Source organism: Pseudomonas sp. FP2309, from assembly GCF_030687575.1.
GTDB lineage: Bacteria > Pseudomonadota > Gammaproteobacteria > Pseudomonadales > Pseudomonadaceae > Aquipseudomonas.
The window spans coordinates 2058951-2078774 of record NZ_CP117439.1 but is presented as its reverse complement, the minus strand read 5'-3'; the positions used below and the strand labels follow the sequence as shown (position 1 = coordinate 2078774).

21 protein-coding genes and 2 pseudogenes are annotated in these 19824 nt (G+C 60.4%); 7 read left to right on the top strand and 16 right to left on the bottom strand.

Features of this window, described 5'->3' with window-relative positions:
- Positions 1-15: 15 nt before the first annotated feature.
- Genes PSH59_RS09680 through PSH59_RS09665 form a run of 4 tightly spaced genes read right to left on the bottom strand, consistent with a single transcriptional unit; the run spans position 16 to position 2613 of the window.
- Entirely contained in the window at positions 16-1335 is a 1320-nt protein-coding gene (locus PSH59_RS09680; protein ID WP_305394903.1) for a sensor histidine kinase, read from the bottom strand.
- Positions 1332-2000 (bottom strand): response regulator transcription factor, encoded by a 669-nt coding sequence (locus tag PSH59_RS09675; protein ID WP_305394902.1) that lies wholly within the window; start codon positions 1998-2000, stop codon positions 1332-1334. The genes PSH59_RS09680 and PSH59_RS09675 overlap by 4 nt, the downstream gene beginning before the upstream one ends.
- The gene (locus PSH59_RS09670; RefSeq protein ID WP_248081231.1) at positions 2000-2311 is read right to left on the bottom strand and encodes a PepSY domain-containing protein; all 312 of its coding nucleotides are present in this window, start codon (positions 2309-2311) and stop codon (positions 2000-2002) included. Before PSH59_RS09670 ends, PSH59_RS09675 begins: the two co-directional genes overlap by 1 nt.
- Entirely contained in the window at positions 2311-2613 is a 303-nt protein-coding gene (locus tag PSH59_RS09665) for a PepSY domain-containing protein (protein WP_248081228.1), read from the bottom strand. Before PSH59_RS09665 ends, PSH59_RS09670 begins: the two co-directional genes overlap by 1 nt.
- A 157-nt stretch (positions 2614-2770) precedes the next feature.
- On the opposite strand from PSH59_RS09665, the gene PSH59_RS09660 reads away from it, so the two are divergent.
- From PSH59_RS09660 to codA, 6 genes and pseudogenes are all read left to right on the top strand, one after another.
- Positions 2771-3850, top strand: a complete 1080-nt coding sequence (locus tag PSH59_RS09660; RefSeq protein ID WP_248081225.1) for a patatin-like phospholipase family protein — start codon at positions 2771-2773, stop codon at positions 3848-3850.
- Between the two features lie 76 nt (positions 3851-3926).
- Positions 3927-4283: a 6-carboxytetrahydropterin synthase QueD gene (gene queD / locus PSH59_RS09655; RefSeq protein WP_003173033.1), complete on the top strand. Its 357-nt coding sequence runs from the start codon at positions 3927-3929 to the stop codon at positions 4281-4283.
- 25 nt (positions 4284-4308) lie between these two features.
- Positions 4309-4551: pseudogene (locus PSH59_RS09650) on the top strand (NUDIX domain-containing protein); the annotation flags it as partial.
- A 246-nt stretch (positions 4552-4797) separates the two neighbouring features.
- The gene (gene codB / locus PSH59_RS09645) at positions 4798-6066 is read left to right on the top strand and encodes a cytosine permease (protein ID WP_305394901.1); all 1269 of its coding nucleotides are present in this window, start codon (positions 4798-4800) and stop codon (positions 6064-6066) included.
- 40 nt (positions 6067-6106) lie between these two features.
- The gene (locus PSH59_RS09640) at positions 6107-6274 is read left to right on the top strand and encodes a helix-turn-helix domain-containing protein (protein WP_248081219.1); all 168 of its coding nucleotides are present in this window, start codon (positions 6107-6109) and stop codon (positions 6272-6274) included.
- A 50-nt stretch (positions 6275-6324) separates the two neighbouring features.
- Complete coding sequence (gene codA / locus PSH59_RS09635) at positions 6325-7560, top strand: cytosine deaminase (protein WP_248081216.1); 1236 nt, start codon at positions 6325-6327, stop codon at positions 7558-7560.
- 9 nt (positions 7561-7569) lie between these two features.
- Here the strand turns inward: codA and PSH59_RS09630 are convergent.
- A pseudogene (locus PSH59_RS09630) lies at positions 7570-8658 on the bottom strand (lipase family protein); the annotation flags it as partial.
- 101 nt (positions 8659-8759) lie between these two features.
- On the opposite strand from PSH59_RS09630, the gene PSH59_RS09625 reads away from it, so the two are divergent.
- Positions 8760-9911 (top strand): MFS transporter, encoded by a 1152-nt coding sequence (locus PSH59_RS09625; protein WP_305394900.1) that lies wholly within the window; start codon positions 8760-8762, stop codon positions 9909-9911.
- Between the two features lie 9 nt (positions 9912-9920).
- Here PSH59_RS09625 and PSH59_RS09620 read toward each other — a convergent pair whose 3' ends face one another.
- From PSH59_RS09620 to PSH59_RS09570, 11 genes are all read right to left on the bottom strand, one after another.
- Positions 9921-10889 (bottom strand): type III secretion protein, encoded by a 969-nt coding sequence (locus tag PSH59_RS09620; RefSeq protein ID WP_305394899.1) that lies wholly within the window; start codon positions 10887-10889, stop codon positions 9921-9923.
- 126 nt (positions 10890-11015) lie between these two features.
- Complete coding sequence (locus PSH59_RS09615; RefSeq protein WP_305394898.1) at positions 11016-11321, bottom strand: type III secretion protein; 306 nt, start codon at positions 11319-11321, stop codon at positions 11016-11018.
- 136 nt (positions 11322-11457) lie between these two features.
- Positions 11458-12504 (bottom strand): type III secretion effector protein, encoded by a 1047-nt coding sequence (locus PSH59_RS09610; RefSeq protein ID WP_305394897.1) that lies wholly within the window; start codon positions 12502-12504, stop codon positions 11458-11460.
- 121 nt (positions 12505-12625) lie between these two features.
- The gene (locus PSH59_RS09605) at positions 12626-13261 is read right to left on the bottom strand and encodes a CGNR zinc finger domain-containing protein (RefSeq protein ID WP_305394896.1); all 636 of its coding nucleotides are present in this window, start codon (positions 13259-13261) and stop codon (positions 12626-12628) included.
- A gap of 93 nt (positions 13262-13354) precedes the next feature.
- On the bottom strand, positions 13355-13969 hold the full coding sequence (gene cysC / locus PSH59_RS09600) for an adenylyl-sulfate kinase (RefSeq protein WP_305394895.1): 615 nt from the start codon (positions 13967-13969) through the stop codon (positions 13355-13357).
- On the bottom strand, positions 13966-15195 hold the full coding sequence (locus PSH59_RS09595; RefSeq protein WP_305394894.1) for a nitrate/nitrite transporter: 1230 nt from the start codon (positions 15193-15195) through the stop codon (positions 13966-13968). The genes cysC and PSH59_RS09595 overlap by 4 nt, the downstream gene beginning before the upstream one ends.
- The gene (locus PSH59_RS09590; protein ID WP_305394893.1) at positions 15192-15977 is read right to left on the bottom strand and encodes a bifunctional 2-polyprenyl-6-hydroxyphenol methylase/3-demethylubiquinol 3-O-methyltransferase UbiG; all 786 of its coding nucleotides are present in this window, start codon (positions 15975-15977) and stop codon (positions 15192-15194) included. The genes PSH59_RS09595 and PSH59_RS09590 overlap by 4 nt, the downstream gene beginning before the upstream one ends.
- 7 nt (positions 15978-15984) lie before the next feature.
- On the bottom strand, positions 15985-17121 hold the full coding sequence (locus PSH59_RS09585) for a hypothetical protein (protein WP_248081185.1): 1137 nt from the start codon (positions 17119-17121) through the stop codon (positions 15985-15987).
- Positions 17118-17843 carry an SDR family NAD(P)-dependent oxidoreductase gene (locus tag PSH59_RS09580; RefSeq protein ID WP_305394892.1) on the bottom strand — a complete coding sequence of 242 codons (726 nt, stop codon included), beginning with the start codon at positions 17841-17843 and terminating at the stop codon, positions 17118-17120. The genes PSH59_RS09585 and PSH59_RS09580 overlap by 4 nt, the downstream gene beginning before the upstream one ends.
- Before the next feature lie 10 nt (positions 17844-17853).
- The gene (locus PSH59_RS09575) at positions 17854-18582 is read right to left on the bottom strand and encodes a sulfotransferase family protein (protein ID WP_305394891.1); all 729 of its coding nucleotides are present in this window, start codon (positions 18580-18582) and stop codon (positions 17854-17856) included.
- A complete protein-coding gene (locus PSH59_RS09570; protein ID WP_305395285.1) occupies positions 18579-19802 on the bottom strand; it encodes a transaldolase family protein in 1224 nt (407 codons plus the stop codon). Before PSH59_RS09570 ends, PSH59_RS09575 begins: the two co-directional genes overlap by 4 nt.
- Between the last annotated feature and the right edge of the window lie 22 nt (positions 19803-19824).

Below are 19824 nucleotides of genomic sequence, written 5' to 3'. Positions count from 1 at the left end.
TGAGATGGCACCGCCTCAGGCGTGGCGCTTGGGTAACTCGATCAACACCTTGAGCCCACCCAATTCGCTCTCCTGCAACTGCAACACCCCGCCCCACACCTCGACGATATCCCGCACGATCCCAAGGCCCAGGCCGTGGCCATCGATTTGTTCATCCAGGCGCGCGCCGCGGCTGAACACCTGGTCACGTTGGGTTTCGGGGATGCCGGGGCCGTCGTCTTCCACTGCCAGCAGGTAGCTGTGCTCGGTTTGGCTGACGCTCAGACGAATGTACGCGTCCGCCCACTTGCAGGCGTTGTCCAGCAGGTTGCCCAACAGCTCAAGCAAATCTTCGCGATCCCAGGGCAGGTGCAGGCCGGGTTCGGCGTGACAGCTGAGGTCCAGGTGTTCACCGTGGATCATGCTCAGGGTGGCCAACAGACCGGGCAGTTCCTTTTCGCAGTCGAACAACGCGCCCGGCAGGGTTTCGCCAGCCAGGCGGGCGCGGTTGAGTTCACGGTTGAGGCGCTGCTGCACCTGCTCCAGTTGTTCGCGCAGCAGTTTGCTCAGTTCGGGGCGGTCCTTGAGCGCCTCGCTCGACGCCGCGCTCAGCATCACGGCCAACGGGGTTTTCAGCGCATGCCCCAGGTTGCCCAGCGCGTTGCGCGAGCGCTTGAGGCTGTCTTCGGTGTGGGCCAGCAGGTGGTTGATCTGCGCCACCAGCGGCTCCAGCTCCAGCGGCACCTGGGTGTCGAGTTGCGAGCGCTGGCCCTGTTGCAACTGGGCGATCTGGTTACGCGCGGTTTCCAACGGGCGCAAGGCGCGGCGTACGGTAAGCCGTTGCAGGATCAACACCAGCAGCAGCGCCGCCAGGCCCAACACCAGACCGATCTGACGCATCAGCCGGAAACTTTCCCGTACCGGGGTGTAGTCCTGGGCCACGCTGATGGAAATCGATTGGCCAAAGCGCTTGTAGTCCGAACGCAACACCAGCAATTGCTGACCTTCAGGCCCCAGTTGCAGGTTGCCCTTAAGCCCGGCCTCGGGCAGTTGGGGCAGTTCCTGATCCCACAACGAGCGCGATCGCCAGTGGACGTCGGCAAAGTCGATACGAAAGTAATGCCCGGAAAACGGCCGTTGATAAGCCGGCGACAGGCGCTGTTCATCCAGCTGCACGCCGTTGGGCCCACGCACCAGCGCCACCAGCAGGTTTTCGGAATCGTTGCGCAACCCCGCTTCCAGGTAGCGCTGCAAACCGGCTTCGAACAACCACAGACTGGTTTGCGCCAGCACCACGCCGACGATCACCATCACGCTGATCAACCCCAGGCTCAAGCGCCGTTGGATCGACCTCATGCAGGGTTGGCGCCAAACAGATAACCCTGGCCGCGCCGGGTCTCGATCACGCTACGCCCCAGCTTACGGCGCAGGTGGTTGACGTGGACTTCCAGCACGTTGGAATCGCGTTCGGTTTCGCCGTCATACAGATGTTCGGCCAGATGGCTTTTGGACAGGATCTGCTCGGGGTGCAACATGAAATAACGCAACAGGCGGAATTCAGCGGCGGTCAGCTGGATCTCGTCGCCATCGCGCAGTACACACTGGCGCCCTTCATCCAGATGCAGGCCGGCGGCTTGCAGGGTGGGCTGGTTGGCCCGGCCGTGGGAGCGGCGCAACAGCGCCTGGATGCGCAGGTATAACTCTTCGGGGTGAAAGGGCTTGCTCAGGTAATCGTCGGCGCCGGCCTTGAGCCCTTCGATACGTTCGGCCCAGGAGTCGCGTGCGGTGAGGATCAGCACCGGAATCGCCAGCGCGGCGGCACGCCATTGCGCCAACACCTCAAGGCCGGGCAAACCGGGCAGGCCAAGGTCGAGGATGATCAGGTCATAGGGCTCGCTGCGCCCCTGGTACACGGCGTCACGCCCATCGGCCAGCCAGTCGACGGCGTAGCCCTGGCGTTGCAGGCCGGCCAGCAGCTCATCGGCCAGGGGTACATTGTCTTCCACCAGCAGCAGGCGCATCAGTCTTCCTCATCTTTAATCAGCGCACCGGACGTGGCATCGAGTTTAATCTCGCGCACCACCCCCTCGGTGGTCACCAGTTCCACTTCATAGGCATATTGCCCGTGTTTTTTCTCAAGCTCAGCCTCCAGCAAACGCGAGCCTGGGTAGCGCGCCATGGCCTGATGCAGCAGTTGCTCCAGCGGCAGGATCACCCCCTGCTGTCGCAAAGCCAGGGCTTCGTCCTGGTTGAGGTCGCGAGCCTGCAGACCCGAGCAGAACACCACGAGCAACAATGCCACTCGACTGCCGGTGCGTAAATTTTCCTTCATTACGTATCCTGATGATTCTTGAGAACCTGGCCGGTGAGCGCGTCCAATTCAACGTCCCACTCAATGCCGTTGTTATCACGCACTTCGACTTCGTAGACGTACTTGCCGTAGTCCTCGTCCAGGTCGGTGTCCAACAGCGTGGAGCCGGGGTGCAGGGCCAGTGCCGTGGCTTCCAGTTCGTCAAACGCAACAATTGTAACAGTGGCCGGCACAACCCGCGGTTTGTCCGGGTCCACGGCTCCGGCCTGAGTCGCCGTGAAGGCGATGATAGCGGCGGCGACCAGAGCTGTGAGGCGCTTCATGATAAGTCTCCGTTACATGATGTTTTTCCTACGCCGGCCACCGTACCTGCTGCAACTTAACTGAAACTGAATTGCCACCATGGCAATTGCGGGTAAGCCTTTTCCCACAACCTGCGAGATTTCCTATACTGCCCCGCTCGCTTCAATAGAGACCGGTATGACAGCCATCCACATCAAGTTTCCCGCCCTGACCCTCAAGGCCGGCAACCGCGCGTTCACCCGCATCCGCGAACAGGGTCTTGCGCCCGCAGACGTCGGCATCCTTCCCGGTGCGGCTGGCGGCCCCAAGGCCCTGGGCATTCAGGGCTTGGACCTGGCCCTGTTCGGCGACTGGCTGGCCCGCGCCCCGCGGGAGCGGGCGTTGATCGGCGCGTCCATCGGCTCATGGCGCTTTGCCAGCGCCTGCCTGCCCGACCCCGTGCAAGGCTTGCTGGAGCTCGGCCGGCTGTACAACGAACAACGTTTTGCCAAGGGCGTCACCATGGCCGAGGTGAGCCAGAGCTGCCGACGCATGCTCGACGACCTGCTGGCCGGCCGCGATGCGCGGGTGCTGGACAACCCCCACTACCGCCTGAACATCATGGTGGTCAAAAGCCACGGCCTGCTCGCCGATGATCACCGTGGGCGCCTGGGGCTGGGCCTGTCGTCGGTGATCGCCGATAACCTGCGCGGCCGTGCGCGGTTGTCGCGGCATTTCGAACGACTGATCATCCACGACCCGCGCCAACCGCCACCGGTACACCCGTTACAGGATTTCCCCTCGCGCTTTCTCGACCTGGACCTGGGCAACCTGCGCCAGGCGCTGCTGGCCTCGGGCTCGATCCCGATGGTGATGCAAGGCGTGCGCGACTTGCCGGGGGCCGGCGCCGGCACCTACCGCGACGGTGGGCTGTTGGACTACCACCTCGACCTGCCGTACCACGGCGATGACATCGTGCTGTACCCGCATTTCACCGACCGGGTCATCCCTGGCTGGTTCGACAAAGGCCTGCCCTGGCGGCGCAGCAATCGGCAGGGTTTGCAGAATGTGTTGCTGCTGGCGCCGTCCAGGGAGTATCTGGCCCGCCTGCCCTACGGCAAGCTGCCCGACCGTAGCGACTTCAAACGCTTTTTGGGCGATGACCCGAGCCGCAACAAATACTGGCAAACCGCGATGAGCGAGAGCCAACGGTTGGGGGATGAGTTTCTGCAACTGGCGGATAACGGCAAGCTGGGCGAGCGCTTGCAGGCGCTTTGACCGAGCGGCATGCGCGGTGGCGGATCAAGCTGCTAAACTCGCCGCCTGCCAGATACCTGACCGAGCTGAAAATACTGTGGAAATCTTCAAAGAGTTTACCTTCGAGTCCGCCCACCGCCTGCCGCATGTACCGGACGGCCATAAATGCGGGCGCCTGCATGGGCATTCGTTCAAGGTGGCGATCCACCTGAGCGGCGACCTGGATCCCCATACCGGCTGGATTCGCGACTTCTCGGAGATCAAGGCGATTTTCAAGCCGCTCTATGAACGCCTCGACCACAACTACCTCAATGACATCCCAGGCCTGGAAAATCCGACCAGCGAAGTGCTGGCCAAGTGGATCTGGAATGAGCTCAAACCGCTGTTGCCGGAACTCAGCGCGATCCGTATCCATGAGACCTGCACCAGCGGCTGCATCTACCGCGGCGAGTAAGCCTGGGATGTGAAAAACCCACCTGTTGGAGCGAATCACCGGCCTGGTCCCGGACTTCGCCCAGCGGTGTTCGACACCGATGCTCGACGTACCCGGCGCCGTCATAGAGGCTGACCGAATCCTACTGGTACGCGAATTGACCGACGGCTGCTGGGCCGTGCCGGGCGGCTACGCGGCTATCGGTCTGTCAGCTGCGCAAAACATCGTCAAGGAAATCCGCGAAGAGGCCGGGCTCACGGCAACGGCACGGTCGCTCTACAGCGTGACGGGTGGACCAAGTGACGCGGATGGCGGCCTTCGAGACCACACAGCCATTGTTCGACGGATCCATTTTGTATCACCGTTGCACCGCTTTCGTGCCTGACTGGGAGCGGCCACTCAACCCTGCATTTGTCCCCTGTTTAGCTATAAATACTGTGCACGCTGCACAGCAGCCACCGTGCGCCCGTCACTGCTGCGGATATGGCACGCGCGGTGCAACGGGCCTGCGTCACTCATTCAGGGAGCAAGGCACATGACGCAGCAAGAACCGGGCAACGATTACCCCTTAAGCGAAGTCCCCATGCATGCGCGCAAGGGCCTGGCCTCGACGGCCATGGTGCTGTTGGGCTTTACGTTTTTTACCGCGACCATGTTTGCCGGGGGCAAGCTGGGCGTGGCGTTCAGTTTTACCGAGATGCTCGGCGTAGTGGCCATAGGCAACCTGCTGCTGGGTATGTATGCCGCTGGCCTGGGCTATATCGCCTTCAAGAGCGGCTTGAACTCGGTACTGATGGGGCGCTTCTGTTTTGGCGAAATGGGCAGCAAGCTCAGTGACTTAATCCTCGGTTTCACCCAGATCGGCTGGTACGCCTGGGGCACCGCCACTGCCGCCGTGGTGTTGGGCAAGTATTTCGAACTGAGTCAGGGCAGCGTGCTGGCCTTGATGGTGGTATTCGGCCTGATGTTTTGCGCCACGGCCTATGTGGGTTACCGCGGGCTGGAGATTCTGTCTTACATCGCGGTACCGGCCATGGGCCTGTTGCTGTTTCTGTCGATGTGGGTTGCCACTCAGAAAGTCGGCGGTTGGGACGGTCTGCTGGCGGTGGTGCCCACCAGTGAGTTGGACATGTCCACGGCAATCACTCTGGTGTTCGGTACGTTCGTCAGCGGTGCAACCCAGGCCACCAACTGGACACGGTTTTCCCGCTCGGCCAAGGTGGCGGTACTGGCCAGCCTGATCGGTTTCTTTATCGGCAATGGCTTGATGGTGCTGATCGGGGCCTACGGCGCGATCGTTTATCAGCAACCTGACGTGGTCGAGGTGTTGCTGCTGCAAGGCTTTGCCATGGCGGCGATGGCCATGTTGCTGCTCAATATCTGGAGCACCCAGGACAACACCATCTACAACTTTGCCGTGGCCGGCTGCAACCTGTTGCGCACCCGACGCCGCAAGACCGTGACCCTGGCCGGCGCGGTGATCGGCACCCTGCTGGCACTGCTGGGCATGTACGACATGCTGGTGCCGTACCTGATCCTGCTGGGCACGGTGATCCCACCGATCGGCGGGGTGATCATGGCGGACTTCTTTTACCGCTATCGCGGCCAATACCCGCGCCTGGCCGAGGTTCGCCTGCCGGCGTTCAACTTGACGGGGTTGGTGGCGTATGCCGTGGGCACCGTGCTGGCGTTCAACTCGCCGTGGGTCGCGCCGCTGGTGGGCATCGCTGCCGCCTCGCTGACCTACATCGTGCTCACCGCCGTGTTGCGTGTACGTGTGCCTCTGGCTGACGCCCAGGCATGAGCCTGACCGTCGCCGACGGCTGGCCGATTGGCTGAGTCTGATGCCTACCCTGGCAGCCTGGTTCCATGAAAATGCTAACCTGATGGCCGCCGTCCAGCGCCTGGCCCTGCACCGCAACCCCCTGACGCACCGCGTCCAGCGCATCGAAGCCCTGTGCGGGCTGTCGCTGGATAATCATATGACCGCCTGGACATCGGCATTGCCCTGATGATCTGGCGGCTGTCTGCCTGATTGTTTTCAGCCAAGAGGAACTTGCCCATGCACATCATCAACGCCCGCCTGCGCAACCGTGAAGGCCTGCATGATCTGCACCTGGAAAATGGCCGGATCGCCAGCATCACCCTGCAAACGGCAGCGCCGCTACTGGCGACCGATGACCTGGATGCCGCCGGCAACCTGGTGATTCCACCGTTCGTGGAACCGCATATCCACCTGGACGCCACGCTCACTGCCGGCGAACCACGCTGGAACATGAGCGGTACGCTGTTTGAGGGCATCGAATGCTGGGGCGAACGCAAAGCCACCATCACCGAAGAAGACACCCGGACCCGAGCCACGAAAACCATCCAGGCCCTTGCCGCCCACGGCATTCAGCACGTACGCACCCACGTCGATGTGACCGACCCGGACCTCACGGCGCTCAAAGCGATGCTGCAAGTGCGCGAAGACAGCGCGCACCTGATTGATTTGCAGATTGTCGCGTTCCCCCAGGAAGGCATCGAGTCATTCCGCAATGGCCGCGAGTTGATGGAAGAGGCCATTCGCCTGGGCGCCGATGTTATCGGTGGCATCCCGCACTTTGAATACACCCGTGACCAAGGTGTGAGTTCGGTGAAGTTCCTGATGGACCTGGCCGAACGCACCGGCTGCCTGGTGGACGTGCACTGCGACGAAACTGATGACCCCCACTCACGCTTCCTCGAAGTGCTGGCCGAAGAAGCCCGCAGCCGCGACATGGGCGCGCGGGTCACTGCCAGCCACACTACCGCCATGGGTTCTTACGACAACGCCTACTGCGCCAAGCTGTTTCGCCTGCTGGGGCATTCGGGCATCAGCTTCGTCTCGTGCCCGACCGAAAGCATCCATTTGCAAGGCCGTTTCGACAGCTTCCCGAAACGCCGTGGCGTGACACGGGTCAACGAACTGCTCGAAGCCGGCATGAACGTGTGCTTCGGCCAGGACTCCATCGTCGATCCCTGGTACCCCCTCGGCAACGGCAACATCCTGCGGGTGCTGGAAGCCGGGTTGCACATCTGCCATATGCTCGGCTACCGCAACTTGCAAAATGCCCTGGACCTGGTGACCGACAACAGTGCCAAGGCGATGGCTCTGGGTGATCGCTACGGTCTGGAACCTGGCCGCCCCGCCAACCTGCTGATCCTTTCTGCGGACAGTGACTACGAGGTGATTCGCAGCCAAGGCCTGCCGCTGTATTCGATTCGCGATGGCAAGGTGTTGATGAGACGTCATCCGGCTCAGGTGGAGTTTGTGTAGCCCTGCAGTTCAGACAATAGAGTCGATATCCAACGGCTGCGCCCTGCCCCGCTCGTTATCTTGGCTGGGTGGGATGCTGGCGACTTGGGACAGTGCTCGATTCTCACGATGACTGAACCAGCGCTTGAGGCTTGGTTGCAAGTGGGCGGCCAGGGCCTGACTGCCGTACACATCGCGGGCCTCGAGGCGGCGCCAGCGAAGGTTTTGCAGGCGTTCACGGCTGCGGTGCAAGCGGTCGATTTCGGCATTCAACGGCTCGTGATGTTCGTAGCCACGGTCGTTGGCCGGTCGATGTCGGGTCAGTTCCCGGCGCTTGTCCTGCAGCTGTTTGCGCATGGACGCAAGGGCATGGTCGAGCAGCTCAAACTCCCTTTGGGTCACCAGCGGGCCGTTGCTGTCCAGGGTTTGTTGCCAGCGACGCAACGTCGCCCAGGCAGCCGGAATATAGCTGGCGGTCATGAAGTGCTGTTTGTATTGCACCAACTGTTTGATCAGCCCATCGCGCTCAGGCATATCGCCCTGATTGCGTAGCGCCCGATTGCGGCCTGACTCTTCGATTGACTCGCAACCCGGTTTCCACAGGATGGATGAGTGCGTTCCATCCGGGAGAATAATCGGCATGAAGTGTTGTTGCTCGCCGTGGTGCTGGTACGGGTTACCCCCGACACGCACCAGGCCGGCGGCGAACATCAGGCCACCCGCGCTGGGCGCACTGAACAGCGTGACGGCGCCCGGGACCCAGAGTTTGGCGGTGGTGTTCATCCAAGGCGCCGGAACACTGGGAACGGGGTCATTGTGGTTGACGATACGATGATGGATCAGAGCCGCTGCGCCAGCCGTGAATTCCGAGTCGCCAGCCCGCGGGGCACCGTAGGTGTAGAGAAGGACGTTGTAGTTGGCCTCGGAAATTCGGCGCAGCCCTTGAGCCAGAAGCAACGCAATGGCACCGCCAAGGCTGTGGCCACAGATGATAATGCGCTGGCCGACATGGAACTGGTCGAGGTAGCGCAACACGAAATGACGCAACGCGCGGTAGGCCTGGTAAAAGCCTTCGTGGGCCTTGCCGACGCCATCAGCGAAAGGAACCTGATGGGCGTTGCAGAGATGATGCCGAGGGAACCCGGCTCGCCCCCCACTGCCTGATGTGCAAGGATGTCACGCCGGACCTCGTGCGTTGACCGCAAAATCAAGGATTTTTCATGACTGCCATCCCCACCTCCGCGCCCGTGGTTCCCGGGCGGCTTGAGCAAATGTCCACCCGTATTGCATTTTTCATCGCTGGCTTCGGCATCGCGGCCTGGGCGCCGCTGGTGCCCTATGCCAAAGCGCGGGCACAGCTGAATGAGGGCACGTTGGGCCTGCTGTTGTTGTGCCTGGGGGTGGGCTCGATCATCGCGATGCCGGCGGCTGGCGCCTTGGCCTCCCGCTATGGTTGCCGACGTGTATTGAGCGCCGGCACGATCATGATCTGCCTGGCCTTGCCAATGCTGGCAACGGTCAGCTCGATCCCGTTGCTGATCGCCGGGTTGTTCCTGTTTGGCGCAGGCCTCGGCACCGTGGATTCCACGGTGAATTTGCAGGCGGTGATCGTTGAACGGGCCAGTGGCAAGACCATGATGTCGGGCTTCCATGGGTTGTTCAGCCTGGGGGGTATTGTTGGCGCCGCCGGGGTTTCGGGGTTGCTGGGGCTGGGCATGTCGCCCTTGCAAGCCACCTTTGTGGTAATCGTCATCATGGCGCTGGCACTGCTGAAGGCCGGCCCACACTTACTGCCTTATGGCAGCGAAAGCTCGGGCCCGGCGTTCGCGATTCCCCATGGCGTGGTGCTGTTTATCGGCTGCCTGTGCTTTATCGTGTTTTTGGCCGAAGGCGCGGTACTCGACTGGAGCGCGGTGTTCCTCAGTGGCGAACGCGGTCTTGATGAAGCCTACGCGGGCCTCGGTTATGCGGCCTTCGCACTGACCATGACCGTCGGACGGCTGACCGGCGATGCCATCGTGCGGCGCCTGGGCGCTGCCCGAGTGATCGTGATCGGCGGCGCACTGGCCACTGCCGGCCTGTTATTGGCGACCTTGTTGCCAACATGGGAAACCGCACTGCTGGGCTATGCATTGGTGGGGGCCGGCTGTTCGAATATCGTGCCGGTGCTCTACACAGCGGTGGGCAAGCAAACGGTCATGCCGGAACATATCGCAGTGCCGGCGATCACGACCTTGGGGTACGCCGGGATTCTCGCCGGCCCCGCTGTGATCGGTTTTGTCGCCCATGGCAGTAGCCTGAGTACTGCCTTCGTGCTGATAGCCTTGTTGCTGGCGGGTGTGGCCATCAGCGGCAAAATTCTAAAAGTGTAAGCACAGTGTTCATCGCGCTTTATAAGCCTCGTCTTGTTCGAGCCAGCGCTCGAGGCTCTTGTTGCTGAGCCAGCCGTCCTTTTGAAACGGGCCAAACAAGCGCGTGGCGTTTGCACGTTCGAGTGCGCTCAGTAAACCTGGACGTTCAACGATGTTCTTTGCCGTATAGACGCAAAACTCGCTGTACCTGGGCCTGGGCATGCCGGTGAACGGGTCAAGCACCGGTACACCCTGTTGATCAACGGCATAGGGGTCCTGCATGACGGTTTTGAGCGTGGCAATTTCGACGTACTGGTGTTGTTCGAAGAGATATGTCCGGTCCTGGGTCCTGTCTCTCAATTGCTCAAACTGCCCTTGCAGCGCCTGAACCACGTGGGCGTTGCTTTTGACGTGAAACGGATCCTGGCTGAACACGCCAGGTGAGCTGTTGCCCTGCAACGCCTGGGCCGCGCCCCTGAGGCTATCGCGCGTGATATAGCCGTCGCGACTCAAAATGGCATCGCTCAGCCGTGGACGCTTGAGTATTTCGCCGACTACCTGAATCGCTCGATCCCGCTCCTCGCTCTCACCCTGAGGTTGCGCGCCAATACGTTGCAATGACGACCAGGTCAAACGCCCGTCGCTGATGAACGGGTGCAGCAGGCCGAAGGCTTTTTCCAGGGCGGTTGCCAGTTGGCTATCGGTGGAAGTGGCACCGGGTGGGGGAAGGTTGGCGCGCGCAGCAGGTAAATTCTGCAACGCCCGGTGATGCAGCACCGACACTGACGCGCGCGGTTGCAGGGGCCTGCGAGGCTCTCCGATTGGGCGCTCAGAGTACGGTGCTTCCAGCGTTTCAGCGGATGCGGCCGGTGCTGGCGCGGTGGTTCGCAGGGCTGGCCCGTCAAGGGCCAAGGGTCGAACGTGAGGTAGTGCACCCTCGATTGTCATGGACTCTCTCCAACGCTTTCCAATACGTACCTGCCCGATGCTCGCCAGCATGGCGATTGAAACCATCAAATGGGTTCAACTCAGACAAGTGCCTCATGTGTGGCTGGGCGAACACGACAGTTCCAGATGATCGTCGAATACAGATGACAGCATGTAAAAACGCCGCCAGGACGCCCTTTACCGACGCCACCAGGCTGCCAGACTGTTGATCAGTCCGGTGTATCTGAGTGAGGGCGTGTCATCACCGTTCACCTTCCCGGTGGCGAGCATGCCCCGGGAAAAGTCATCCGCGACCGGTGCCTGGAATTTGCGCTGGCCTTCGAAGGTCTTCATCCGTCGGGCTTCCACCGCATGCATGTGCGGCGCAGTCAGAGGGTCTTGCACGACGTGGTCATTGCTGAGGACCGGCGCACCGGCATCCTGGGCACTGTGAAAGCGGTCCTGACCACCGTGTTGGGGAGAATTAAACGAGGTTGACGTCATTTTTAGCCCTGGTTCGGGATCTGAAACGCGACCGATTCGATCAACGTCGGTATCACCTATGTGGCAAACCCGCGTAAACAGTTCCTGACAAAACAACAGCAGGCGCCGTCATCAGGTGACGGCGCCTGGGTATCGATCAGCGGGAAAGCAAATAAAGCGCTCGCCAACTGATTCGACCGTCACCGTCACGCCCGGCAAGATTGTCCATGATCGTCAGCACGTCGCTGCGCTTGAGAATTTCCTGGGCCAGTTGGATGACGTGATCCTTGGAAGCGTTTCCGCTCGGCCGCTGCGCGGCCAGCCCCCTCAGCTCATTGAAACTCAGCTGCCCATCCCAGGAATTGCTCTTCAACGCATTGAAATGCTTGAGCATCTCGCCCGCCAACTGCTTGTCAGTCTTGTACTTGAAGGCGTTCTTTCCTTTTATGACCACGTTGACATTTTGCCGGTCGATCAGCCCGTCCAATGCCCCGGTCGACGTGTTCCGGTCAAGGGCACTCATAAGTTCGGGACGCCTTAGCAGTTCATTGGCCAGGCGAATGTTTGCGTTCGTGACGGGATCGAACGACCAGCCCTTTTTCGCCATCGCGTAGATGCTGTCAGCACTCACATACCCAGGTTTCAACGGGTCGCTGAAAGCGTTGAAGTGCCGCTGCAACTGCTGCGCCAGCTGTTCATTGGTTTTGCGTGCGTAGTGCGGGTGTGGCTTGCCTATCGGGTTCGGGTACGGTTTATCACCATGAGGGTTGGGGCGCGACGGTGCATGGCTGCACGCCGGATCCGGTTTTGCCGGTGGCCTGTGGTAGCCCGGCCCCATGGGTGGGCGATGCCCTGAAAACCATTGGCTCATCCAATGCTTGAACGCGTCCATAAAGCTCGACAGCGCCGGTGCGCTAAGGTTGGGGGCCAGGTGCTCGACAGGAAGATGACGCCCTGTTGAAGGGTAATGTTTGCCGAACACCGGCCCGCCCTGGCCCTCACGCGGCACAAAGCTGACGTTCGCAGCAGTGTTGACCACAGGCGCCGGTCGACCGGCTTTGGTCTCAGGCTTGGAATGAATCTGCGAAAGATCAGTGGGTGATGAGGCAAATGCGGGTGTATCGGACATCGATACCGACATAATTTTCTCCAGTAGGGTGGATGCGATCTTCAGCTTGTCGCTCCAACGCATGTCGAAGCCCATCAGCTAGCCCATGTGTGGCGTTTATGTCGGAATCGGTTCCTGATCCCACAGGGATAGGTCCTGCGGGGCTGTAAGAAATAGGTCTATTGCTGATCGCGGCGAGTTAGTCCAGGTTTACCCCTTACAGCGCCTGCCGGAGGCGGCTCAATTTCTCCCGGCTGCCGCACACACTCATCTGGCACCATTTGCGCAGTTTGTTCTTGGAGCTGTCCAGAAAGATCCAATCGCAGTCGGTGGCGGTGCAACTCTTGAGTTCGCGAAGATCAGTGCTGACCAGCAGTTGCGTCGCATCGATCGCCAGACGCCCGATCAACATCGCGCTCAGCGCCTGGGCATCAGCGCAGGGTTTCCATTCCCAGGCCGGCAGGCCTTCGACCGAACGCAGCACCCGCCGGCCCACTCCTTGCTGCAAGCCGAGGTTGATCTGCTGCAAGGCTTCGTCGGGGGCCGCCCGCCCCAGCGACAGCGGATAAAACGCCGCATACAGGCACTCCCGGAAGGCAATCACGGCGTCCAGATCCGGCTGGTAGGAGATAGGCGAGTCGAACACCATTGGCCTGTACGCCTCGAATTCCTGGGCAGAGACCAGCGAGGCATGCAGCGCCCATTCAAAGAAGAATTGAAAACTGGTGAGCCGTTCCTCCAGCACTTTGAGTGCAGAGCCAGGGCGGCGGCCATTGGTGGTGTTGATAAAGTCCAATACCCGGGCCCCGCCAATCAAACGAATCGATTTTGCAGTACCCGTGAAATGTGTCATGACTGCTCCTGAAACGCGGTAGTGCTGCGATGGCGCAGATTACCTTGTTTTCCGGACATGCAAACACCGGCACTGCGGTGCAAAGACCAGCGGCTATGTGTGATCGTCGTTGCGTGCCAGCCAATCGAGGATCACCTCCACCGACTGCGCAACGCAAAGCGCCCGGGTATCCAAATGAACCTCCGGAAAAACCGGCACATCATAGGGGGAATCAATCCCGGTGAAGTGCTTGATCAATCCTTGGCGGGCTTTCTTGTATAGGCCTTTAGGGTCGCGTCTCTCGGCGGTTTCCAGTGGCGCATCCACATGCACTTCAACAAAAAACTCATTGCCGATGATCGAGCGTGCGTAATGCCGGCTGGCGGACGATGGGGAGATCAGCGCCACGATCACCATCAGCCCGGCATCGAGCATCAGGCGCGCCACTTCCGCAACCCGCCGAATGTTCTCATCACGGTCACGGTCGGTGAAACCCAGGTCCCGGCACAGCCCTGCGCGCACCGAATCACCGTCGATGATGCAGGTCAGGCGTCCTTGCGCCTGCAGGGCCATGTCGAGCGCATCGGCGATGGTCGACTTGCCGGATGCGGAGATGCCCGTCATCCAGATGACCCTGGGCGTCTGCCCCAGGCGCGCGCGCTCGGCGCGCGGATGGCTGAAGGCAAAGGCATGCAGATCCGGGTTTGGGCCCTGCGCAACATCACTCATGGCCGCTGACCCTCCATCGGCAACACCTGCGGTTTACCCAACATGACGACCATCACGCATTGCACGAACAGCAACAATGCAACCACCCAATAGACGCTTGAGAACGAGCTCGTCAGGTCCTTGGAGAACCCACCCAGAAAGTTGCCGCAGACCCCGCCCAGGCCAATCAACACGTTAGCGATACCAAAAGCCTGGGTCAGCCGGCTGACCGGTACGATCTGCCCGATATAGCTGGGTACCAGGCCGAAGATCGGGTAGAACGCCAGCGCGAACAAAAACGCCGCCAGATAAAACAAGGGCAGGCTGTTGAAACAGAACACCAGGACGGCGGCCAGGCCCGCACTTAAAAAGCACATCGCCAATGACGTGCGCACCCCGACCTTGTCAGCCATCCACCCCACCAGAAACCCCGAGGCCATGCCCACCGCCCCCAGGGTCGTCCAGATAAAACCGGTGTCCTGCACCGACACCCCCAGTTCATCGCGCAAGTACGGCGCCAGGTAGGTCTGGAACGGCAGCAATGCCATACCGTTGAGAAAGGCAATCGCCCACGTCAGGTACAGCGAGCGGCTCAGCCACGGGGTGTGGCTGTCCGCCGACGCTGAACGTTGCCGCGCAGCACCGCCCTCTTCGGCCGTGCCCAGCCTGCGCAACAAGTACCAGGCCGCGACGCATAAGGTCACGGAGATCAGGCCCGCGGTCAGCCAAATCGAGCGCCAGCCCCCCTGCAGGGTCAGAAACGACACCAACAAGCCGTTGATAAACACGCCGTAGCTGGTGCCACTGGAAATCAGCCCCATGACCCGCGAACGATTACCGGGGCTGAAGCCCTTGGTGACGATCTCTGCCAACGGGATATACACCGAGGCGGAACAGCCACCGAGCAGAATCAGCAGTGCACCGGACAACCAGATGCTGTTGCTGACACTCAGCCCCAGCAGCGCCAGGGAGGTAATCACCGTGGACACCAGACTGATTTTCCAGCCGTCGACGTAACGGCTGATCAGACTGGTCACCGAGGAGAACAGCAGGAAGCCGATCTGCGCTCCACCCGTGATCAGGCCTACGGTGGTGTAGTCGAAGCCGATGTCTCGGCGCATGTCCACCACCAGGTTGGCGAAGAGGTAGACGCCAAAACCGTAGGTGCTGGCCACGAAGCCGGTCAACACCACCGCGAGCACGATACTGTCCAGTGGACGGGCGTGCCCCTGCACCAGTGTGGTCATGCCGGCTTCCTCGCACTGGCGACCGCAGTGTGGATAACGAAATCACACTGCATCATGTCGTAGTCGGGCTGGAAATCACCGTAACTGCGATGGTCTGAAAAGCCTGACGCGAGTACCTCGGTGGTCAACTCGCCGGGCAACAACGGATAGACCTTCAGCCGATACTGCTCTTCGTTATCAAACGAGTAGATGAACTCGCACAGGTGTTGATCGACCTGCCCCAGGGTGACCGACGCGTGTTTGCCGCAGTAGTAGTAATTGCCGCTGGATTTGAAGTTGCCGGCGCGTATGGCGAAGAAATTGCGCTGGTCCACAATCAACAGGCCGCCCGGCTTGAGCAAGGCCCGGAACTTTTCCAGTACTTCGCACCGGGCCTTGGCCTCAAACACATGGCACAGCGAACTGCCCAGGCACACGACGGCGTCAAATTGACCCAGCTCTTGAGGATCAAGTGACAGCCAGTCGCGGTAATGGGACTGGATATCCAACCCCCGCTGCCTGAAATTCGCCCGCGCCTTGGTCAACATGGTGCTGCTGCCATCGGTGGCGACCACATCGAACCCCGCCTGTTTGAGCTGCACCGCATGAAAACCGCTGCCCGTCGACACGTCGATCACCGACCTCACGCCGTGCCGTTTCAGCACGTCTTCAAAAAAGCCGTTCTCGCCTGCCTTTCTTTTGTCCCAGTCGATCAAATCATCCCAGCGTTCGACGAAACTCTTTGAGTATTGCGCGGCGTAACTGGCGACTTCGTTGTGTTTGCGCCCAGACATCTGATTCATCACACACCTACCAGGTTGAATTTTTGAACGCCGAGTACTTGCCCGCCAACTCATTGGCAAACTCGGCAGACTGCTCGATGGACATGGTTTTTTTGGAGTACCCCAACATCGCCTGCATCACGGCCATGCACTGCGGGTTGTAGGTGACCGAGCCGTCGCAATGGATTTCATCGATGCCGTCGTGGCTTTGGCAGATGCTGTTGAGGCGCACCGCCTCGTCCTGTGGGCAGGCGTCGCAGAACTGCACCTGGATCTGCCCGTTGTGCAACCACACCGGGTAGCCGCCAGGCAGCCCCAACGGGCCCGGCGCATGCACCAGTACCGGCGTGGCGGAACACAACCCTTCGATCACGGTGACTGCCGAGCACGCGGTGAGGAACTGCCCGTCCATGCCTCCCAGGCGGCGGAACTCGGTCTTGACCGTGGAAAAAATCGCCTCGTCCGGCGGGCGTGCCACGCTCGGGCGGTCGCGCACCTCGTACAGCAGGCGGTAGCTGGCGCGCGGCGGCAACCCACCGCGCGGCACGTAGTGGCTGAAATAATGCTGGGCGTACAAGCACACCTGCACATCCGAGGGCGCACACTCGAGCAGGCGCGCGATGGCGAAGCGCACGGCCGGCACCAGATTGGCCACATTGCCTACGCCGATATCCGGCGCCAGGCCAACCCTGGCCAGAATCGGATTGACCGCATCGGGAAAGGCCGCGTTGATGGTCCTGGTGACGATGCCGGAGGCTTTTACCGCCTGCATCAAGTGATGCATCAGCGTCAGGTGCATCGGCAGCCAGGGGCCAAATTGGGCCTGGTCCAGTTGTTCGAATGTGAGTTTGGGCAAACCGGTAATGACCCGCCATGACTGCAATGATGCGCAATTGACAGATATGTCCGGCGCCTCTTCGCGCAGGATCTGCGTCACCCTGTCGACATCCGTCAGGTCGGCGATCACCGGTTTGATCGCGATGTACTGCCCCAACTGCGCACACGACAGCGCCACCAGGTTGCACAGGCGCAGGGTCGCTTCCTCATTGCGCCCCAGCACCACGAACTCGAAGGCATTTTTGGGCCCGAGAATCTTTAGGATTTGCAGGCACAGGTTACCCGCGCCTACCAGCAGCAGTTTTTTCCTGGGGGTCGACGGGTTCATCGTGGGTAAGCCCCGTTGTCCACCGGAATGACTCTGCCGCTGATGTGGCGCATGGCATCGCCGATCAACAACAAAATGACCTGCGCGACGCCACTTGGCAGGATCGGGTCCTTGAGGATTTCCTGGCGCGCGTACTCGGCGCGGCGGTATTCGGGGATGGTGTCGTAGATGGCTGTGTCGTGGATCAGCGCCGGCGACACCGCATTTACCCGTACGAACGGCGCAAAATTCCAGGCGTTGGCTTTGGTCAGCCCGATCACCGCCGCCTTGGTGGCGCCGTACAGCGCATCGCAACTGCCCACTTCTCCGGCCACCGAGGCAATGTTGACGATACTGCGTGGAGCCTCGTGGGGCATTTCCCGTTCGGCGAAGTCTTTGGAGAGGTAGACCAGCGCCTTGAGATTGACATTGAGGATGTCGTCAACTTCTTCATCGCTGTACTGGTAGACACTTTTGCCGTGGTAAATACCGGCGTTGTTCACCAGTCCATAAATCGTGGTGTGACGTGTGTATAACGCCGGAATAAAACCCTTGATGACTGCATTGTCCGAAAAGTCTGCAACCCGGGTTTCCAGGACCTGCGGTCCGTACAGGCGCTGCAAGTTATTTAAACCATCGGCATCTTTATCGGCAGCAATCACGAAATAACCTTGATTGATAGCCTGCTCTACTGTCGCCCGGCCAATCCCATTGGCGGCACCGGTGATAATCAACTTCTTCATCCAACAGTCCTTATTGACAAAATTCATTCATGCGCGCGTAAAAAGGCCGGTGATAGTCGTACAAGGCTTTCAGTTTGGGAGAGTGATCGAGTACATCGCTGTCAACTTGCTGATTATCCGGCAACACAATACGCTCACTGTTTTCCGCCGCGACGTGCCAACTTCTCCAGGTTTTCCACTGCGACGGGCATTCGCGTTTCCAAGTCATCGCATGGGGCAGAAATTCAATCTGCAAGTGATCACACAACTTGCGCATCACGCGCTCGGGTTCGGCGGCCAGATCATCGGCATTTATCACATAGGGCACGTGCCCGGTCAGTTTGGTCACCACGCAAAAGATCTCGTACAAGGCTTTATGCCCGATGGCCTGCAACGGCATATCCGGGTGTACTCGATGATGGGAAACAATACTGCTGGCGGGTTCGCGAATAATAAAAATATTGTGTTGTTGGACCAGAAAGTCTTGATCGACTTTCAAGTCATCCAGGCAGTGGTAGCACATATCTTTATGGAACACGTTGCCCTGGGTTTTGGCCTCGATCAGTTGCGCTTTTATGCCCTCGTACGTGGTGGGCAAACTGTGGTCCCACTCATCCGACGGGATCGCCGACGCCTCGCAGAACGCCATGTGCGCGAAGGGCTCGTGGAACACCTGGAAGTCCCCGCGTTCGATAAACACCCGCTCCAGCACTGTGGAACGCGAGCGCGGATGCGCCCATAAACCCACCATTTTATTCATGCCGGCACCCCGTATTCAGCGGCGAGGACGGCGTTGAGCGACAGGCTGAAGGGTTTGGCCGTCGGGCACAGGCGCACGCAGTAATCGGTCAGGCGACGGTGCGCGCTGTTGGCCTCAGTGCAGGCGTTGATAAACGCCTCATGGTTGCCGAAGTCGTAGGGTTCGATGCCGTCGAGCAAAAAGGCTTCGCAGAAGTACGGAATGCCGATGAGTTTGGCGAACGTGGCCGGCGGCGCCTGCACCGGTTCGCTGGCCGGCGCCACCGGTTTGCCGTGGCTTTCGCGCTCGATCAGAAACTCCACCACGTCCGGGGTCAGCGTGTAACAGGTGGCGGTCAGTCCGGTTTTCTCCAGATGCCAGCAGTGTTTGTGGCCGCGCTCATCGATGTCGACCTTGATACTGGAGAGCAGGGTTTTAACCGGTACTTTCGAGGCCGCGACCAGGGCTTGTATCTGCTGGTAAATCAACAGCTCGGCCCAGCGCAGTTCCTCTGGTGCCAGCGCCAAGCCGCGCTCTGCCGCTTGCAACGCAAACTCCGGCTGGCAGGCGAAACGCCCGATCATGAAGGTGATCACGTACTTGCAAGGGCCGGTGTCGATGCCGTTGCTGCGTGCAGTGGCCAAGCCGCGTTCTAACGCCTGGATACCGGCCTGGAACTGAGAAACGGTAAAACAGAACGTGATATTGACCGAGACGCCCTGGGCCACCAGCTGTTCGACCGTCGCGATCCCTTCGAGACTACCCGGCACCTTGACCATCACATTCGCAGCCAGGCGATGCAGCTCCAGCCCTCGAGCGGTCATGCGCTCGGCGCAGCGCACATCCGAAGGGTCGACCTGAGCGCTGATCCAACCGTCGGCCTGCGCCGAATGTACCCACAAGGGCTTGAGTGCCGAGGCGCCTTCGCTGATCACCTCGTTATACAGTTTGTTGCGCAACGCCCCGCAGGACAGCCCTGCCAGGTTAAAACGGGAGGACCAGTATTCACGTTTATCGAGGATCGCCGCCGTCACCAGCCGAGGGTTGGTGGTCACGCTGCTCAAGCCCCAGGGCTGCGACAGCTCATCCGGCATCAGCTGCTCGATGTGCGCGACCGCTGCCGGGTACTTATCCAACAAGTGCCTTTTATAGGGCGCGTAGACCACCGGCGATGAATCCCACCACACTTCTGAACATTGATCATTGCGTTTAAGCCGTTCTATATAACCTTGTGTGCCCACGACGCCTGCTCCTTCAGTGGCT

Coding starts and splice junctions, on each gene's coding strand:
- codA (WP_248081216.1), top strand. CDS start 6,325: ATGCACATCATCAACGCCCGCCTGCGCAACCGTGAAGGCCTGCATGAT.
- PSH59_RS09625 (WP_305394900.1), top strand. CDS start 8,760: ATGACTGCCATCCCCACCTCCGCGCCCGTGGTTCCCGGGCGGCTTGAG.
- PSH59_RS09665 (WP_248081228.1), bottom strand. CDS start 2,613: ATGAAGCGCCTCACAGCTCTGGTCGCCGCCGCTATCATCGCCTTCACG.
- PSH59_RS09605 (WP_305394896.1), bottom strand. CDS start 13,261: ATGACACATTTCACGGGTACTGCAAAATCGATTCGTTTGATTGGCGGG.
- PSH59_RS09670 (WP_248081231.1), bottom strand. CDS start 2,311: ATGAAGGAAAATTTACGCACCGGCAGTCGAGTGGCATTGTTGCTCGTG.
- PSH59_RS09680 (WP_305394903.1), bottom strand. CDS start 1,335: ATGAGGTCGATCCAACGGCGCTTGAGCCTGGGGTTGATCAGCGTGATG.
- PSH59_RS09590 (WP_305394893.1), bottom strand. CDS start 15,977: ATGAATCAGATGTCTGGGCGCAAACACAACGAAGTCGCCAGTTACGCC.
- PSH59_RS09580 (WP_305394892.1), bottom strand. CDS start 17,843: ATGAAGAAGTTGATTATCACCGGTGCCGCCAATGGGATTGGCCGGGCG.
- PSH59_RS09660 (WP_248081225.1), top strand. CDS start 2,771: ATGACAGCCATCCACATCAAGTTTCCCGCCCTGACCCTCAAGGCCGGC.
- PSH59_RS09575 (WP_305394891.1), bottom strand. CDS start 18,582: ATGAATAAAATGGTGGGTTTATGGGCGCATCCGCGCTCGCGTTCCACA.
- PSH59_RS09675 (WP_305394902.1), bottom strand. CDS start 2,000: ATGCGCCTGCTGCTGGTGGAAGACAATGTACCCCTGGCCGATGAGCTG.
- PSH59_RS09585 (WP_248081185.1), bottom strand. CDS start 17,121: ATGAACCCGTCGACCCCCAGGAAAAAACTGCTGCTGGTAGGCGCGGGT.
- PSH59_RS09640 (WP_248081219.1), top strand. CDS start 6,107: ATGCCTACCCTGGCAGCCTGGTTCCATGAAAATGCTAACCTGATGGCC.
- PSH59_RS09620 (WP_305394899.1), bottom strand. CDS start 10,889: ATGCTGGCGAGCATCGGGCAGGTACGTATTGGAAAGCGTTGGAGAGAG.
- PSH59_RS09615 (WP_305394898.1), bottom strand. CDS start 11,321: ATGACGTCAACCTCGTTTAATTCTCCCCAACACGGTGGTCAGGACCGC.
- cysC (WP_305394895.1), bottom strand. CDS start 13,969: ATGAGTGATGTTGCGCAGGGCCCAAACCCGGATCTGCATGCCTTTGCC.
- PSH59_RS09610 (WP_305394897.1), bottom strand. CDS start 12,504: ATGGGCTTCGACATGCGTTGGAGCGACAAGCTGAAGATCGCATCCACC.
- codB (WP_305394901.1), top strand. CDS start 4,798: ATGACGCAGCAAGAACCGGGCAACGATTACCCCTTAAGCGAAGTCCCC.
- PSH59_RS09595 (WP_305394894.1), bottom strand. CDS start 15,195: ATGACCACACTGGTGCAGGGGCACGCCCGTCCACTGGACAGTATCGTG.